16 protein-coding genes and 2 tRNA genes are annotated in these 14,711 nt (G+C 72.3%); 7 read left to right on the top strand and 11 right to left on the bottom strand.

The genetic code is table 11. From position 1 onward, the window contains the following. Positions 1-75 precede the first annotated feature (75 nt). The 3 genes from ACH5HR_RS03080 to ACH5HR_RS03070 all read left to right on the top strand — a co-directional run bounded on the left by ACH5HR_RS03080 (position 76) and on the right by ACH5HR_RS03070 (position 3,544). Positions 76-948, top strand: coding sequence for an AraC family transcriptional regulator (locus ACH5HR_RS03080; RefSeq protein ID WP_402371284.1), 873 nt, complete (start codon positions 76-78; stop codon positions 946-948). 9 nt (positions 949-957) lie between these two features. Further along, the gene (dnaG, locus tag ACH5HR_RS03075) at positions 958-2,913 is read left to right on the top strand and encodes a DNA primase (protein WP_402371286.1); all 1,956 of its coding nucleotides are present in this window, start codon (positions 958-960) and stop codon (positions 2,911-2,913) included. Between the two features lie 64 nt (positions 2,914-2,977). Continuing rightward, a complete protein-coding gene (locus ACH5HR_RS03070) occupies positions 2,978-3,544 on the top strand; it encodes a Dps family protein (RefSeq protein WP_416476180.1) in 567 nt (188 codons plus the stop codon). 14 nt (positions 3,545-3,558) lie between these two features. Here ACH5HR_RS03070 and ACH5HR_RS03065 read toward each other — a convergent pair whose 3' ends face one another. The 3 genes from ACH5HR_RS03065 to ACH5HR_RS03055 all read right to left on the bottom strand — a co-directional run bounded on the left by ACH5HR_RS03065 (position 3,559) and on the right by ACH5HR_RS03055 (position 5,738). Then, positions 3,559-5,019 carry an MDR family MFS transporter gene (locus tag ACH5HR_RS03065; protein ID WP_416476179.1) on the bottom strand — a complete coding sequence of 487 codons (1,461 nt, stop codon included), beginning with the start codon at positions 5,017-5,019 and terminating at the stop codon, positions 3,559-3,561. A 101-nt stretch (positions 5,020-5,120) separates the two neighbouring features. Then, positions 5,121-5,193: transfer RNA gene (locus ACH5HR_RS03060), tRNA-Asn, on the bottom strand. Between the two features lie 29 nt (positions 5,194-5,222). Further along, positions 5,223-5,738, bottom strand: a complete 516-nt coding sequence (locus tag ACH5HR_RS03055; RefSeq protein WP_402371293.1) for a hypothetical protein — start codon at positions 5,736-5,738, stop codon at positions 5,223-5,225. Positions 5,739-5,832: 94 nt separating this feature from the next. Between ACH5HR_RS03055 and ACH5HR_RS03050 the strand changes: the two genes are divergently transcribed. Continuing rightward, on the top strand, positions 5,833-6,006 hold the full coding sequence (locus ACH5HR_RS03050) for a CsbD family protein (RefSeq protein ID WP_402371295.1): 174 nt from the start codon (positions 5,833-5,835) through the stop codon (positions 6,004-6,006). 24 nt (positions 6,007-6,030) lie between these two features. Here the strand turns inward: ACH5HR_RS03050 and ACH5HR_RS03045 are convergent, their stop codons facing one another. The 3 genes from ACH5HR_RS03045 to ACH5HR_RS03035 form a co-directional block, all read right to left on the bottom strand. After that, on the bottom strand, positions 6,031-6,462 hold the full coding sequence (locus tag ACH5HR_RS03045) for a hypothetical protein (RefSeq protein WP_416476177.1): 432 nt from the start codon (positions 6,460-6,462) through the stop codon (positions 6,031-6,033). A gap of 841 nt (positions 6,463-7,303) precedes the next feature. Continuing rightward, entirely contained in the window at positions 7,304-7,486 is a 183-nt protein-coding gene (locus tag ACH5HR_RS03040) for a hypothetical protein (protein WP_416476176.1), read from the bottom strand. A gap of 47 nt (positions 7,487-7,533) precedes the next feature. Further along, positions 7,534-7,610: transfer RNA gene (locus ACH5HR_RS03035), tRNA-Ile, on the bottom strand. Positions 7,611-7,714: 104 nt separating this feature from the next. On the opposite strand from ACH5HR_RS03035, the gene def reads away from it, so the two are divergent. Together def and ACH5HR_RS03025 are read left to right on the top strand one after the other, a co-directional pair. Further along, positions 7,715-8,200, top strand: a complete 486-nt coding sequence (def, locus tag ACH5HR_RS03030) for a peptide deformylase (protein WP_402371302.1) — start codon at positions 7,715-7,717, stop codon at positions 8,198-8,200. 160 nt (positions 8,201-8,360) lie between these two features. Continuing rightward, positions 8,361-8,861 (top strand): DUF3145 domain-containing protein, encoded by a 501-nt coding sequence (locus ACH5HR_RS03025; protein WP_402371305.1) that lies wholly within the window; start codon positions 8,361-8,363, stop codon positions 8,859-8,861. Positions 8,862-8,938: 77 nt separating this feature from the next. On the opposite strand, the gene ACH5HR_RS03020 is transcribed toward ACH5HR_RS03025, so the two are convergent. The 5 genes from ACH5HR_RS03020 to ACH5HR_RS03000 all read right to left on the bottom strand — a co-directional run bounded on the left by ACH5HR_RS03020 (position 8,939) and on the right by ACH5HR_RS03000 (position 13,895). Next, positions 8,939-10,189, bottom strand: a complete 1,251-nt coding sequence (locus ACH5HR_RS03020) for a beta-ketoacyl-[acyl-carrier-protein] synthase family protein (protein WP_416476174.1) — start codon at positions 10,187-10,189, stop codon at positions 8,939-8,941. Between the two features lie 112 nt (positions 10,190-10,301). Further along, positions 10,302-10,550: an acyl carrier protein gene (locus ACH5HR_RS03015; RefSeq protein ID WP_106269616.1), complete on the bottom strand. Its 249-nt coding sequence runs from the start codon at positions 10,548-10,550 to the stop codon at positions 10,302-10,304. A gap of 104 nt (positions 10,551-10,654) precedes the next feature. Continuing rightward, complete coding sequence (locus ACH5HR_RS03010) at positions 10,655-11,665, bottom strand: beta-ketoacyl-ACP synthase III (protein ID WP_402371309.1); 1,011 nt, start codon at positions 11,663-11,665, stop codon at positions 10,655-10,657. After that, positions 11,662-12,633 (bottom strand): ACP S-malonyltransferase, encoded by a 972-nt coding sequence (locus ACH5HR_RS03005; protein WP_416476172.1) that lies wholly within the window; start codon positions 12,631-12,633, stop codon positions 11,662-11,664. Before ACH5HR_RS03005 ends, ACH5HR_RS03010 begins: the two co-directional genes overlap by 4 nt. Before the next feature lie 98 nt (positions 12,634-12,731). Then, positions 12,732-13,895 carry a PucR family transcriptional regulator gene (locus tag ACH5HR_RS03000; RefSeq protein WP_416476171.1) on the bottom strand — a complete coding sequence of 388 codons (1,164 nt, stop codon included), beginning with the start codon at positions 13,893-13,895 and terminating at the stop codon, positions 12,732-12,734. A 108-nt stretch (positions 13,896-14,003) separates the two neighbouring features. Here ACH5HR_RS03000 and ACH5HR_RS02995 point away from each other — a divergent pair, with 108 nt between their 5' ends. Then, the gene (locus ACH5HR_RS02995) at positions 14,004-14,702 is read left to right on the top strand and encodes a hypothetical protein (protein ID WP_402371316.1); all 699 of its coding nucleotides are present in this window, start codon (positions 14,004-14,006) and stop codon (positions 14,700-14,702) included. The last annotated feature ends 9 nt before the right edge of the window (positions 14,703-14,711 follow it).

Raw genomic sequence — 14,711 nt, 5'->3', positions numbered from 1 at the left:
TCCTCCCGGTCTGGTGGTGGTCGTGCTCCCATGGTGCTGTCGGCGGTGCGTGCCATTCTTGGAAGAATGCGACAGGTGTTCGAGCGACCGGTGCCCGGGCCACGGGGCGAGGCGGGCATCGTGGACCCGGCGGCGGCGCGCCGCGCGTTCGAGCTCGTCCGGCTGGAGCCGGCACCCGACCTGGCCGACGTCGTCGAGCGGCACTGGGTGATCCGCTGGGACCTGCCGCCCGGCGCGGAGTTCACTCAGACCGTCATCCCGCACCCGCACGCCAATGTCGTCGCCGAGGCCGACGTGTTCGCCGCACACGGCATCCCCTCCGGGCTGTTCGACCGGACGCTGCGAGGGAGCGGCGCCGTCGTCGGGACCAAGCTCCGCCCCGGAGCGCTGCGCCTGCTGGTCGACCACCCGGACTCCGTCCGGCCCGACGTCGTGCTGCCCGCTGAACGGGTGCTCGGACCGGCGGCCGGCACCGCGGGAGCAGCAGCCGTCCTCGCGGCGCGGGACGGGCGCGACGCCGAGGCGGTCGCCGCGGTGACGCCCCTGCTGCTCGCCGCCGCGGAGCGCGGGCGCACCCGGCGGTCGGCCGCGGCGCTCGCCCAGGTGGCCGACGTGCTGAGCGCGGTCGTGAGCGGCGCCGTCGGCCCGCACGCCACCGTGCCCGACCTCGCGACGCTCGCCGGGACCACACCACGCACGCTGCAGCGGCTGTTCGCCCACTGGGTCGGCGTGAGCCCCAAGTGGGTGCTGGCGCGCCACCGGGTGCACGTGGCGGCGGAGGCGCTCGCAGCGGACCCCTCGGCCGACCTCGCCATGCTGGCGACAACGGTCGGCTACTACGACCAGGCGCACCTCGGGGCCGACTTCGCCCGCGTCCTCGGCACGACACCGGCCGCCTACGCCCGGCGTTGTGCACGAGCGCGGGAGGGGGCTCTCTCCCGGGCATAGACTCCCTGCGTGGCTGGGCTGATCAAACGGGAGGACGTCGAGGCCGTTCGCGAGCGCGCGCGGATCGAGGAGATCGTCTCGGCGTACGTCACCCTGAAGACGGCCGGCGTCGGCTCGATGAAGGGTCTCTGCCCCTTCCACGACGAGCGCACGCCGTCGTTCCACGTGCGCCCGGGGGTCGGCCGCTGGCACTGCTTCGGCTGCGGCGAGGGCGGCGACGTCATCTCGTTCGTGCAGAAGATCGACGGCATGGGCTTCACCGACGCCGTCGAGCACCTCGCGGACCGGGTCGGCATGCAGCTGCGCTACGAGGACTCGCGAACCGGCGGTGCCGCCCAGCGCGGACCCCGGGAGGAGCCGGGACGGCGGCAGCGGCTCATCGAGGCCCACCGCGTCGCCGCGGAGTTCTACGCCGACCAGCTCTTCGCCCCCGGGGCGCAGGCCGCGCGGGCGTTCCTCGCCGAGCGCAGCTTCGGCCGCGACGACGCCGAGACGTTCGGTCTCGGCTTCGCGCCCACCGGATGGGACGCACTGATGCGCCACCTGCAGGGCCGCGGCTTCACCCAGGCGGAGCTCGTTGCCTCCGGGCTCGTCAGCCAGGGCCAGCGCGGCATCTACGACCGCTTCCGCGGCCGGCTCGTCTGGCCGATCCGCGACGTCACCGGTGCGGTCATCGGCTTCGGCGCACGCAAGCTGTTCGACGAGGACCAGGGACCCAAGTACCTCAACACCCCCGAGACCAGCCTCTACAAGAAGGCGCACGTCCTGTACGGCATCGACCTGGCCAAGCGTGCGATCGCGCAGTCCAAGCGCGTGGTGATCGTGGAGGGGTACACCGACGTCATGGCGGCCCACCTGTCCGGCGTCGAGGTGGCCGTGGCGACCTGCGGTACCGCGTTCGGCGGCGACCACGCCAAGGTGGTGCGGCGGCTCATGGGGGACACCACCGCCGGTGGCGGCCTCCAGCTCGCCTCGGGTGCCTCCCTGGGCGGCGAGATCATCTTCACGTTCGACGGCGACGCCGCCGGGCAGAAGGCGGCGATGCGGGCGTTCGGCGAGGACCAGCGTTTCCACGCCCAGACGTTCGTGGCCGTCGAGCCGAGCGGCATGGATCCCTGCGACCTGCGCATGGCTCGCGGCCCCGAGGCGGTCAAGTCCCTCGTGGACGGCCGTGTCCCGCTGTTCGAGTTCGTCATCCGCACCACCCTGGACGCCTACGACCTCGAGACCGTCGAGGGCCGGGTGGGCGCGCTGCGAGCAGCGGCGCCGCTCGTGGCCGGTATCCGTGACCGCTCGATGCAGCTCGGCTACAGCCGCTCTCTCGCCCGGTGGATCGGCCTCGACCCGGACGAGGTCCGCCGAGAGGTGGGCAGCGTCTCCGGACGCCCTGCGCCGGGCCGACGGCGGGACGAGCGCGACGTCCGGGGCTCGCGCGCCGAGGCGCCGGCGTCGGGCACGGACGGGCCGGTCACGCCCCTGGTGACGGCACCGGACCCGCGCGACCCGGTGGCGCGCATCGAGCGGCTCGCCCTGGTCGTCGCGCTGCAGTATCCCCAGCACGTCCCCGCGACGTTCGACGGGCTGGACGAGGACGCGTTCGCCACGCCCGCGTGGCGTGCCGTGCACGCAGCCGTCCGGGCGGCCGGCGGCGTCGGCACCGGCCGAGGGCTCGGCGGGAGCCGCTGGGTCGAGTCGGTGGTCGAAGAGGCTGGCGACGCCGTCGGGCCCCTCGTCACGGAGCTGGCCGTGGCTCCCGTGCCCGAGGACCGGGAGAACGTGATCGCGGCCTACGTGGCCGACGTCGTCCGCAAGGTCATCGACCTCGGCCTCACGCGCCGCATCGCGGATGCCAAGAGCCGCGTCCAGCGGCTCGACCCGGCTGCGGACGCCGAGGCCTACCGGATCGCCTTCGAACGCCTCGTCGCGATCGAGAAGGAGCGTCGCGAGCTGCGCGACAGCGCGTGACGCCCCGGTCGCGGCGGCGAGCACACCTGGGCACGATGGGCGGACCCGAGAGAAGGAGCTGCTGATGTCCGCTGCCAAGCACGTGCCCACCTATACCGTGCCGTCGCTGACGGCCGAGGCCGGTGCGAAGGTCGCCGAGATCCTGCAGGACCGGCTGAACTCGCTCACCGACCTGCACCTGACCCTCAAGCACGTCCACTGGAACGTAGTGGGCCCGCACTTCATCGCGGTGCACGAGATGCTCGACCCGCAGGTCGACGCGGTGCGCCTGATGACGGACGCCACGGCCGAGCGGATCGCGACGCTCGGTGCGGAGCCCGTGGGCACGCCGGGAGCCCTCGTCGCGTCCCGCACCTGGGAGGACTACCACCTCGGCAGGGCCACGACCATCGAGCACCTCGGCGCGCTCGACGAGGTCTACGAGGGCGTCATCACCGCACATCGCGAGGCCGCCAAGGCGACCGAGGAGCTCGACGACGTCACCAACGACATGCTGATCGGGCACCTGGGCGACCTGGAGCAGTTCCACTGGTTCGTGCGGGCACACCTCGAGTCGGCGTCGGGGAAGCTGTCCACGGCTGGTGAGAGCTCCGAGCTCGGTGCGGCTCGAGCTGCCCGGGACGCGGACTGACCACCTGACCGCCGCTATGCCGCGCGGGTGGGGGCGGGATCCTCCGCCACACCCGCGCGGCGTCCGCGCGCCTCCTGCCGGTCGACCGGCATCAGCGTGGTCAGCGCCACGAGGACCACGGCGCACACGGCCAGCATGATGAACACGACGTGCATCGCCGACAGGAGTCCGGGACCCTCCGGGACGCCGTCCGGCCCCGCGGTGGTGCGGGCGTTGACGATCGCCCCGCAGACGGCGACCCCGACGGCGGAACCCAGCGACCGGGCGAACATGTTGGTCCCCGTCACGGCGCCGCGCTCGGAGAAGGACGCCGACGACTGGGCGGCGATCAAGGTGGGAACCGCGGTGAGGCCCATCCCGACGCCCACCAGGAAGCACACGCCGGCGACGGCGACGACCGTGCTCGACGCGCCGAGCAGCAGGGCGAGCGCCAGCCCGGTGAGCACGAGGGACGAACCGATCATCGCGGTCAGCCGGAACCCGATCCGGAGGTAGAGGCTGCCGGCGTTGGTGGCGGACAGCGGCCACCCGACCATCATCGCCGCGAGGGCGAAGCCGGCCACCAGGGGTCCGACGCCGAGCACCCCCTGAGCGTAGATCGGGACGTAGGTGGCCAGCCCCAGCACGATGACGCCGACCATCAGCGCCACGGCTGTGGGGACGGCGACCACCCGCCGTCGCAGGATGCCCAGGTCGATGATCGGGTGCCGCGCACGGCGCGCCCGCAGCCCGAACCCGGCGAGCAGGGCCGCGGCGGCCACGAAGATCGCCACGGACGCGGGGGAGTCCCAGCTCCACGAGCTGCCGCCCTCCAGCAGTCCCAGGAGCAGGAAGGTGCTGCCGCTCGCCAGCAGGGCCGCACCGAGGTAGTCGATGGGCTCCCGTGCGCCCTCGCGTGGGGACTCGTGGTAGCGGCGCACCAGCATCCAGGCGGCGAACGCGCAGAGCGGGATGTTGACGAAGAAGATCCAGCGCCAGCTCACGAACTCCGAGAAGACCCCGCCGAGCGTCGGGCCGACGACCGACGAGATCGCCCACACCGACGCGAGATAGCCCTGCGTTCTGGCGCGCTCCTCGAGCGTGTAGATGTCCGCGGCGATGGTCAGCGACGCCGGCATCACGGCACCTGCGCCCAGCCCTTGCAGGACGCGGCCCGCGATGAGGGCACCCATCGACCATGCGGCCCCGCAGAGCACCGACCCGAGGAAGAACAGCGCGACACCGGCCAGCATCATGCGCTTGCGGCCGAGGACGTCCGCCAGGCGGCCGGACAGCGGCGTCCCCACCGCCTGCGCCAGGAGATAGGTCGAGAAGAGCCACGGGAGCTGCTCGAACCCGCCCAGGTCTCTGGCGATGGTCGCCGACGCGGTCGCGATGATCGTCGCGTCCAGCGCGACCAACGCTGTGGAGAGCATGAGGGCGAGGAGGATCGGTCCGCGTTCGGAACGCAGTCCGACGGAGGTGTTGTGGGCCACGTCACTGGCAAGCGTGCGGCGGCGGTGCGATATTCCGCTACGGAAGGAACCTCGGCAAAGAGGCCCTGTCACCGAACTCGGTGACAGGGCCTCTTCTGGTGCTCCCGCGACTGGACTTGAACCAGTGACCGTCCGATTAACAGTCGGATGCTCTGCCAGCTGAGCTACGCGGGATCGGCGAACCGGGGAAAACAATACCAGGTTCACAGGGGTAGTCCGCACGCACCCCGCAGGTTGGACTCGGTGGCGTTCACCACGTGGGCGATCTCCGGCCGGGCGAGGTCGACACCCTCCTCGGCGAGCGCCTGGGAGAACAGCGAGCCGTCGGGCCGGCGCCGCACCGCCACCTTCACCCGACCGCCCGGCACGTCCACGGTCTCGGCCAGGACGACGGACCACAGGACGCGTTCGTGCAGGACGGCGGGAAGGTCGGTCACCGTCGGGTCGGTCATCTGCAGGCGCAGGTCGGGCTCGGCGTCGACCCACTCCACCGTCAGCACCGACCGCTCCGGGTCGAACGCCGCCCGGTCGACGTCGCACCACGGGCGCCGCAGCGTCAGCAGAGCGTCGTCGCCGCCGCTGACGACCGCCAGGCTCGCCGTCGTCGCCACGGCCCGGCCGCCGTCGGCCAGCTCGGCCGCTGCCAGGTGCCGTTCGCCTCCCCGGACGGGGACGGCACGGCGGGCGGCGGGCGTGAGCTGTCGGCGGCGCGAGAACATGGGGCCACGGTAGCGGCCGCCGGACAGCCGATGTCCCGGGTGCGACGACACGCTGGCGCTCGTATCGTCGATAGCCCGACGAAGGAGGCCACTCATGGGTATCGGCGACAAGGCCAAGCACGCCGCGGAAGAGGCGGCGGGCAAGCTCAAGGAAGGCGCGGGCAAGGCGTCGGACGACGAGAAGTTGCAGGCGGAGGGCGAGACGGACCAGTCCAAGGCCAACTTCAAGCAGGCGGGGGACAACGTGAGGGACGCCTTCAAGAAGTAGCGACACGAGCACTCACGACGTGCGTCAGTGCGCGCGCGTCGTGAGCGCCTCCGTCGGGAAGCCCGCGACGATGTAGTCCCACACCGCCTTGGCCTCGTCGAGCACGAACTTGGGCTGCTGCTCGACGAGGATGAGTGACGGCAGCGTCCACCACGTGACGGGCGCCGTCTCGGCATCGGGGTTCGCCGTGTACATGATCCGGTGGTACCCGCCCACATGGGTCAGACCGAAGTAGTGGCCCAGCTCGTGCGCGAGGACGTACTCGTAGACGAGGTCGGGGACGCGGTCCCGCACGGACACCCCCGACGTGAAGCTCCCGGGGAACGGCGTGCCGTCGACGCCGGTGGCGTCGTCCAGGTGGGCGCTCAGCCCGATGAGAGTGCCCGCATACGCGAAGACCGTCCCGGCGTGCGGCGTCGGGAGGTCCTCGCGTGCACCCACCGGGTCGACGCGCACAGACAGACGTCTTGTGCCGCAGGGTGCCCTCGCTCATCGGGTAGATCCGAAAGCTGCGGCCACCGCGGTCGCGCAGGTAGGCGTCCACCTGCCTCTCATCGGCCCCGACGACCTGCGGGCGCCCGTGTCGCCAGAAGCCCTCGCTGTCGTAGCCGGCCAGCACCCGGACGTCGATGTCGAGCTCCGGATCCTCGTGCCAACGGACCAGCTCGGGTATGCCGCCGTCCGGCCCTGAGCGGTCGGACCGGACGAAGGTCCGCGTGGCCCGGCCCAGCAGGCGCAGGCCGAACGCGCCGTGGTCCACTCCCGTCGCCCGACGTGCCGCTGCGAGGGCCTCGGGATCCCTGGCGAACCGGCGAGCGAGCAGTCCGCGGACGTGATCGCGCAGCCGCGACTCCTGGATCTCCTCGCGGACGAAGTCGACCGTGTCCAGCAGCAGGCCGACGCGCAGCAGCCCGAGCACGGCCACGAGCGCGCCGCCGAGGACCGTGACGAAGCCGTCCCACACCCGCTCCCAGTCCCACGTGAAGATGCCGACGGCGACGTCCCACAGCCCGGTCGCGAGCGCCACGACCAGGTCGACGACGATGGCGATGATCGTGCACACGGTGCGGGTCACCCAGCGCCCGACGGTGACGACGATCCAGCGCACCACCTTGACCAGCACCGTCACCAACCAGCAGAAGAGCTTGTTCAGGCAGAGCATCCACCAGTTGCACTCCTCCTCGCGGCACCTCTCCTCCTGTCGCTCCTCCCACTCCTCGATGGGGCGGGAGACCTCCTCCTCGATCCATTCGTCGATGTCACGGCAGATCTCTGCCATCGGACTCACCTCGGCCGGTCAGGGCGCCGAGCCGCCGCAGCTCGGTGCGCAGTCGGGCCCGGCTCGCGGCGAGGAGGTGAGCGCGCGGAGGCGAACCTGGACGTCGTCGATGCGACGCCGGTTCAGCCAGGTGGCGCTCTCCAGCATCTCGGCGAGATCGGAGCTGTCGTCGAGGACGAGCACGGAACGTGCGGTGTCCATACCCGAAGAGAGGCCGGGCGGCGGCCTGGTGATACCCGCAGGGGGGATGGTGCCCCGTGCGGGACTTGAACCCGCGACCGATCGATTATGAGTCGACTGCTCTGACCAGCTGAGCTAACGGGGCGCGGCGTGAGCCTATCGGAACGTCACCGACCCGCCGGTGTGACGTACCGTCGTCGGGCGCCTGGATGCCGCAGGTCATGGCCTCGACGTGGAAGAATGACCGCCATGGCGATGCGAGAGATCCGGGTGGTGCCCGACCCCGTGCTGCGCACGGCGTGCGACGAGATCACGACGATCGACGACCGGGTCCGTGGGCTCGTCGACGACCTCCTCGAGACCGTGGACGCCGAGGGCCGTGCCGGACTGGCCGCCAACCAGATCGGGGTGAGCCTGCGGGCGTTCTCGTGGAACGTCGACGACGAGATCGGCTACGTGCTCAACCCCCGGATCGTCGACCTCTCCGAGGAGACGCAGGACGGCGACGAGGGCTGCCTCTCCGTGCCCGGGCTCTACTACCCGACCGAGCGTGCGTGGTACGCCCGGGTCGAGGGGATCGACCTGGACGGCGAGCCGGTCGTGGTCGAGGGGACCGACCTCATGGCGAGGTGCCTGCAGCACGAGTGCGACCACCTCGACGGCAAGCTCTACCTGGACCGCCTCGAGCGGGGAACCCGGAAGAAGGCCATGCGGGAGCTGCGAGAGCGCCTCTGAGGTGCCTCAAATGTCTGGATTCCTCTCGCACGGGCGTGGGGGTTCGGGCAGACTGTGACGAGGAACGCAACGCGACACGCCGAAGAAGTGCGCTGACCAGCAACTTCATGGGTCTTGAGGACGTAGGGGAAGACGGACCTCGAAACCCAGGGAGGACAAGATGGCTGGCGCAATCACCCGCGGCGTGCTGTTCGTGCACTCTGCGCCGCGCGCGCTCTGCCCCCACCTCGAGTGGGCGGCGGGCAACGTGCTGGGCGGAGACGTGTCGCTCGACTGGTCGCCACAGCCGGCGGCCCGAGGGCTCTACCGCGCGGAATATCCGTGGCAGGGCACCCAGGGGACGGGTGCAGCGTTGGCCTCCGCCCTGCGCGGGTGGGACCACCTGCGCTACGAGGTCACCGAGGATGCCAGCCATGGGGCGGATGGTGCCCGGTGGTCGCACACCCCGGACCTGGGTCTCTTCCACGCGATGACCGACGTCCACGGCAACGTGGTCGTGCCCGAGGACAGGGTGCGCAGCGCGATGGAGTCGATCCACGACCCGCACGCGTTGCGGGCAGCGATGAACCTCGTCCTGGGCAGCGCGTGGGACGACGAGCTCGAGCCCTTCCGGTACGCCGGTGAGGGCGCCCCCGTGCGCTGGCTGCACCGCGTCGGGTGAGAACGGCAGACGGCCCGGTGCGAGAATCTCTCGCGCCGGGCCGTCTGCCGTTGCACCCGCTCGGGCTGCTCCGCGGGTCAGACGTTCGTCACCGCCAGCGCCACGTTGTGTCCGCCGAACCCGAACGAGTTGTTGAGCGCCACGATGTCACCGTCGGGCAGCGCCGACGGCTGGTCGCGGACCAGCGGGACCTGGAGCTCTGGATCAGGGTTCGCGACGTTGATCGTCGGTGGTGCGAGCCGCTCGTGCACGGCCTTGACCGCGAACAACGTCTCCAGCGCCCCGGCACCACCGAGCAGGTGGCCCGTCATCGACTTCGTCGCGGAGAGCTGCACGTGGTCGGCGTCCGATCCGAGCAGGGCACGGATCGATCGCGTCTCGGTCAGGTCCCCGACCTTGGTGGAGGTGGCGTGCGCGTTGATGTGCACGACGTCGGGCCCGGTCGCGCCGGCGTCGGCGAGCGCCCGGCGCATGGCCGAGACCTGCCCCTTGCCCTCGGGGTCCGGGGAGGTGATGTGGTAGGCGTCGGCCGAGAGGCCCACTCCGGCGAGCTGCGCGTACACCCGGGCGCCGCGGGCAGCGGCGTGCTCCGCGCTCTCCAGCACGACGACGGCCGCGCCCTCGCCGATGACGAAGCCGTCGCGGTCAACGTCGTACGGGCGCGAGGCGCCGGCCGGGTCGTCGTTGCGCAGGGACAGGGTGCGGGACGCCGCGAAGGCCGCGATCGGCATCGGGTGGATGGTCGCCTCCGTGCCGCCGCAGACGACGACGTCGGCGCGGCCGTTGCGGATCATGTCCATGCCGTACCCGATCGCCTCGGCGCCGGAGGCGCAGGCCGAGACGAGCGCGTGCGCGCCGGCCTGCGCACCGAGCTCGAGCGAGACGTAGGCGGCCGGCGAGTTCGGCATGAGCATGGGCACCGTCATGGGGAGCACGCGGCGTGCGCCCCGGTCCCGCAGGGTGTCCCAGCCGTCCAGGGTGGTCCAGATGCCGCCGATGCCGGACGAGACGACCGCACCGAGCCGCTCGCCGTCGACCTCCGGGGCGCCGGCGTCCTGCCAGGCCTCGCGAGCCGCGATCATCGCGTACTGCGCGGACGGGTCCATGCGCTTGATCTCGGGTCGGGGGAGCACCTCCTCCGGCTTGACCTGGATGGTCGCGGCGAAGGTGACCGGGATGCCGTACTCCTCCGACCAGTCGTTGTCCATGGTCCGTGCGCCCGAGGTGCCGGCCAGCGCGGCCGACCACGTGGTGGGCACGTCGCCGCCGAGCGGGGTGGTGGCGCCGAGGCCGGTGACGACGACCTCGCGCGAGGCAGCAGCGGTCATGGTGGAGCTCCTGAAGGTTCAGTGCGTGCGATGTGCGGGGGACCGCGCGGGCGGGGCCGAGGAGGCCCGCCCGCGCGGCGACGGCGTGGGGACGCCGCTCAGGACTGAGAGATCAGGCCTGCGCGCCCTCGATGTACTTCACGGCGTCGCCGACGGTCGCGAGGTTCTTGACCTCGTCGTCCGGGATGCGGACGCCGAACTTGTCCTCGGCGTGGGTGACGATCGTCATCATCGACAGCGAGTCGATGTCGAGGTCGTCGGTGAAGGACTTCTCGGCGACGACGGCGTCGGTCGGCAGGCCGGTCTCCTCGGCGACGATCTCGGCGAGGCCTTCGAGGATCTCGGAAGCAGTGTGAGCCATGAGGTGCGTATCTCCTTGTACTGGGTACCGGCCGTCCGGCACCGGGTCGGGGTGTGGCAGTGCGATTCTCGCGCACCACCGGGTTCGGACTCTACGGGGCGTGGCTACGGGAGCACGACCACCTGTGCGGCGTAGACGAGGCCGGCGCCGAACCCGATCTGCAGCGCGAGGTCGCCGGGACGCGCGCTGCCCTCGGCGAGCAACCGCTCGGTGGCGAGCGGGATCGACGCTGCCGAGGTGTTCCCGGAGTCGGCGATGTCGCGGGCGACGACCACCGACTCGGGCAGCTTGAGCTGCTTGACCATCTGGTCGATGATCCGCATGTTCGCCTGGTGGGGCACGAACACCTGGATGTCTCCCGGTTCGACGCCCGCCTCGGCCATCGCCTTGGCCGCGATCGGGGCCATCTGGAAGCTGGCCCACTTGAAGACGGTCTGGCCGTCCTGGCGGAGCGTCGGCATGCCGAGCGTCCCGTCGGCCGCCAGCTCCTGCAGGGAGTGCGTCTGGCGGATCGCCTGCGCCTTCGAGCCGTCCGAGCCCCAGACGGTCGGGCCGATGCCCGGCACGTCGGAAGGGCCCACGACGGCCGCGCCCGCGCCGTCTCCCAGCAGGAACGAGATCGACCTGTCGGTGGGGTCGATGATGTCGCTGAGCTTCTCCGCGCCGATCACCAGGACGTTGCGCGCGGCGCCGGAGCGCACCAGGGCGTCCGCCTGCCCGATGCCGTACGCGTACCCCGCGCAGGCCGCCGAGATGTCGTAGGCCGCGGCCGGCGTCGCCCCGAGACGGTCGGCCAGCACGGCGGCGCCCGACGGTGTCTGGTGGAAGTACGTGATGGTCGACAGGATCACCGCGTCGATGTCGGCACCGCGCAGGCCGGCGGCGTCCATCGCCTTGCGGGCCGCGGCCTCTGCGAGGTCGAGGACGTCGACGTCGGCGGTGGCACGACGACGCGTGACGATGCCGGTGCGCTGACGGATCCACTCGTCGGACGAGTCGATCGGGCCCGCGACGTCGTCGTTGGTGACCGTCTCGCTGCCGCGCTCGGCGGCGACGGCGAGGAGCCGCGAGTACCGGACGGGCTCCGCCTGGCGCAGCGTCCTGCGCGCGCTCATGCGGCCGCGCCGACGGCCGAGTGGCGAGCGATCAGATCGCGGGCGGCCTCGACGTCCGCGGGCGACTTCACGGCCACCGACTCGACGCCCTTGAGCGCCCGCTTGGCCAGGCCCGTCAGGACACCGCCGGGCGCCAGCTCGAGGATGCCGGTGACGCCCCGCTCCGCGAGCGTCTCCTGGCACCGGTCCCAGCGCACGGGCGCCGTGATCTGCGCAGTGAGCCGTGCGAGGACGTCCGGGGAGCGGCCGTGGCCGTGGGCCCCCTCACCGAGCCCGGAGTAGTCCCTGCCGTCGGCGTTGCTGAGCAGCGGCAGGCGCGGGTCGGTGGCGAGCCACGTCGTCGCGACCTTCTCGAAGGAGGTGCGCGCCGCGTCCATGAACGGGGTGTGGAAGGCGCCGGCCACCGGGAGCGGGATCACGCGGGTGCGGGCAGGAGGGTTCTCGGCGAGCGCGGCGAGGCGCTCGTCGTCACCGGCAGCGACGACCTGTCCACCGCCGTTGACGTTCGCGGGGAAGAGCCCCGCGGCCTCGATGGCGGCCAGCACCTCGTCGGGGTCGCCGCCGACGACGGCGCTCATCCCGGACGAGGCCGACGCCGCGGCGTCGGCCATGGCCCGACCGCGGTGCGACACGAGGCCGACGGCTCCGGCGTCGTCCAGCACGCCGGCCACGGCGGCGGCGGACAGCTCACCGACCGAGTGCCCGGCCGTGACGTCCACGACGTCGGTCGCCGGGCGACCGTCCAGGATCGCCCGCAGGGCGGCCAGGGAGGCCGAGACGATGAGCGGCTGGGCGACGGCGGTGTCACGGATGGTCTCCGCGTCCGAGGTCGTGCCGTGCAGCGTCAGGTCGCAGCCCGCGGCCGCGGAGAACGAGTCGAGCAGGTCGGTGGTTCCGGGCAGCTCCAGCCAGGGGCTGAGCATCCCGGGGGTCTGAGAGCCCTGTCCAGGGCAGACGACGGCGAGCACGAGTCCACGGTGCCACCTGGAACCCGCCATGGAGCGTGGCGACCCGTACCAACCTCACGGTGGGCGATTGTGGGAATCCTCAACCGCCGTCGGCCGCCTCAGTCCTCGGGGCCGAGCTGGCCGAGCGCCAGCGCCACCTGCAGGACGAACGACTCGCGGGCGTCGAGCGGGTCCCAGCCGGTGATCTCGGAGACCTTCCGGAGCCGATACCTGACCGTGTTGGGGTGCACGTAGAGCCGGCGCGCGGCCGCCTCGAGCGAGCGGCCCGTGCCCAGGTAGGCCGACAGTGTCTCCAGGACGGACCCCGTGGCCTCCTGCAAGGGGCGGTACGCCTGCGCGACGAGGATCCGGCGGGCGGTGCGGTCGCCGGTCAGCACGCGTTCCGGCAGCAGGTCGTCGGCCAGCACCGGCCGCGGCGCCTGCGGCCAGGCGGGCGCCGCGGCGAGCCCGGCCAGGGCCGACCGGGCGGACGACGGCGCCTCGGTGATGTTCGCCACGACCGGCCCGAAGACCACGGGACCCGGGCCGAACCGGCCGATCAGGGAGCTCGCCGCCGTGACGAGGTCACCCTCGCCGCCGAGCACGAGCACGAGGCGGTCGCCATGGATCCCCACGAGGGTGTCACCGGCCGCGCGCCGGGCTGCGCGCCGCAGGTCCGCGGTGCCGACGTCGTCCAGGCCGGTCGTGGCTTCGCCGACGACGACGAGCGCGTGGCCCCGGCCGGTCCACCCGAGCGCCGAGACGCGGGAACGCAGGGCGTCGTCCGTGTCGCCACGCACGATCGCGTCGACGACCAGTGCCTCCAGGCGGGCGTCCCAGGCGCCACGCACCTCGGCGGCCCGGGCGTAGACCTCCGCCGCGGAGAAGGCGACCTCCCGGGAGTAGCGCAGCACCGCCTCCCGCAGCTCACGCTCGTAACCGGGCGAGGCGATCTGGTCCGAGTGCGACTCCACGACGTCGACCATGAGACGGACGAGCTGCAGCGTGTGCTGCAGGGAGATCGAGCGGGTCAGCTCGGGCGGTGCGGCGGCGAACATCTCGCCGACCCCGTGCGGGGTCTGCTGGGGGTCCGCGAACCACGTGACGAACGCGTTGATGCCGGTCTGGGCGACGAGCGCGACGTAGGAGCGGTCCTCGGCGGGGAGCTGGCGGTACCAGGCGACCTCCTCGTCGAGGCGGCGCATCGCCGCCGCGGTGAGCAGGCCGAGGCCTTCACGGACGCGCTGGACGTTCTCGTCGCGCGAGACGGTCGAGGTCGGCATGCCACGAGGATAGGCCCCTCGTTGTGGAGAGTGCACAAACCAGCGGTGACGAGCGCACGCCGGACGCTCTGTCCGGCCCCGAGAGCCGCTAGCGGATATGGTCGAGACATGGCTCTGATGCCCCGACTCCGCCAGCTCCTGCACCGACAGCGCTCGACGTCGCGCGTGGGGACGCGGCGACCGACGGAGACCCGCCGGTTCGGGGACACGGCCCACGAGGACGCGCTACGGGCGCTGCTGCAGGACGACCCGAACGATGCTCGTGCTTTCGATGCGCTGGCCGATCTGGTCCGGCGCCGGGCGGTGGAGCCCACGGTCGAGGATCCGTTGACGGCGCCGGAGGAGGAGGTTCACCGCCAGGAGGCGGCGGACCTGGCGGTGTGGTCGCTCGCCGAGGAGCTCGCGGGCCATCCCAAGGCGTGGCGGCCCCTGCTCGAGCTGGGGCGGCTCTCGGTGCTCGAGGACCCGGAGGGCGCGGCACGCCGGTTCGCCACGGCGGCGGAACGCGAAGGGACGGGCGAGGCCCTCGCCGAGAGCCTGCAGATCCTGCGTGACGCCGGGATGCCCGTCGAGGCGCTCGGCCTGGGCATCGGGCACTGGCGGGTGCGCGAGCAGACGCCCGGGGTGGGGCGCCAGCTCGTGCTGGCGGCGATCGAGGCGGAACGCGTCTTCGAGGCGCGACAGCATCTCGCCACCCTGGCGGAGCACCCGGACACGCAGGCCGTGGCGCCGATGCACGCGGAGCTCACCGCGCTGGTGGAGGCGGCGGAGAGCGCCGACGTCACGACGCCCGGATCTCCGACCTAGCTTCCGAGG

Source organism: Isoptericola maris (assembly GCF_048065335.1).
Classification (GTDB): Bacteria; Actinomycetota; Actinomycetes; order Actinomycetales; family Cellulomonadaceae; genus Isoptericola; species Isoptericola rhizosphaerae.
Note: the sequence above shows the minus strand (reverse complement) of the source record. Positions and strands in the feature narration are given on the sequence as shown.

Bases quoted from the DNA above. Each gene is read 5' to 3' on its own strand.
- ACH5HR_RS03070 (WP_416476180.1), top strand. From the start codon at position 2,978: ATGTCCGCTGCCAAGCACGTGCCCACCTATACCGTGCCGTCGCTGACG.
- ACH5HR_RS03055 (WP_402371293.1), bottom strand. From the start codon at position 5,738: ATGTTCTCGCGCCGCCGACAGCTCACGCCCGCCGCCCGCCGTGCCGTC.
- ACH5HR_RS03050 (WP_402371295.1), top strand. From the start codon at position 5,833: ATGGGTATCGGCGACAAGGCCAAGCACGCCGCGGAAGAGGCGGCGGGC.
- ACH5HR_RS03040 (WP_416476176.1), bottom strand. From the start codon at position 7,486: ATGGACACCGCACGTTCCGTGCTCGTCCTCGACGACAGCTCCGATCTC.
- def (WP_402371302.1), top strand. From the start codon at position 7,715: ATGGCGATGCGAGAGATCCGGGTGGTGCCCGACCCCGTGCTGCGCACG.
- ACH5HR_RS03025 (WP_402371305.1), top strand. From the start codon at position 8,361: ATGGCTGGCGCAATCACCCGCGGCGTGCTGTTCGTGCACTCTGCGCCG.
- ACH5HR_RS03020 (WP_416476174.1), bottom strand. From the start codon at position 10,189: ATGACCGCTGCTGCCTCGCGCGAGGTCGTCGTCACCGGCCTCGGCGCC.
- ACH5HR_RS03015 (WP_106269616.1), bottom strand. From the start codon at position 10,550: ATGGCTCACACTGCTTCCGAGATCCTCGAAGGCCTCGCCGAGATCGTC.
- ACH5HR_RS03010 (WP_402371309.1), bottom strand. From the start codon at position 11,665: ATGAGCGCGCGCAGGACGCTGCGCCAGGCGGAGCCCGTCCGGTACTCG.
- ACH5HR_RS03000 (WP_416476171.1), bottom strand. From the start codon at position 13,895: ATGCCGACCTCGACCGTCTCGCGCGACGAGAACGTCCAGCGCGTCCGT.
- ACH5HR_RS02995 (WP_402371316.1), top strand. From the start codon at position 14,004: ATGGCTCTGATGCCCCGACTCCGCCAGCTCCTGCACCGACAGCGCTCG.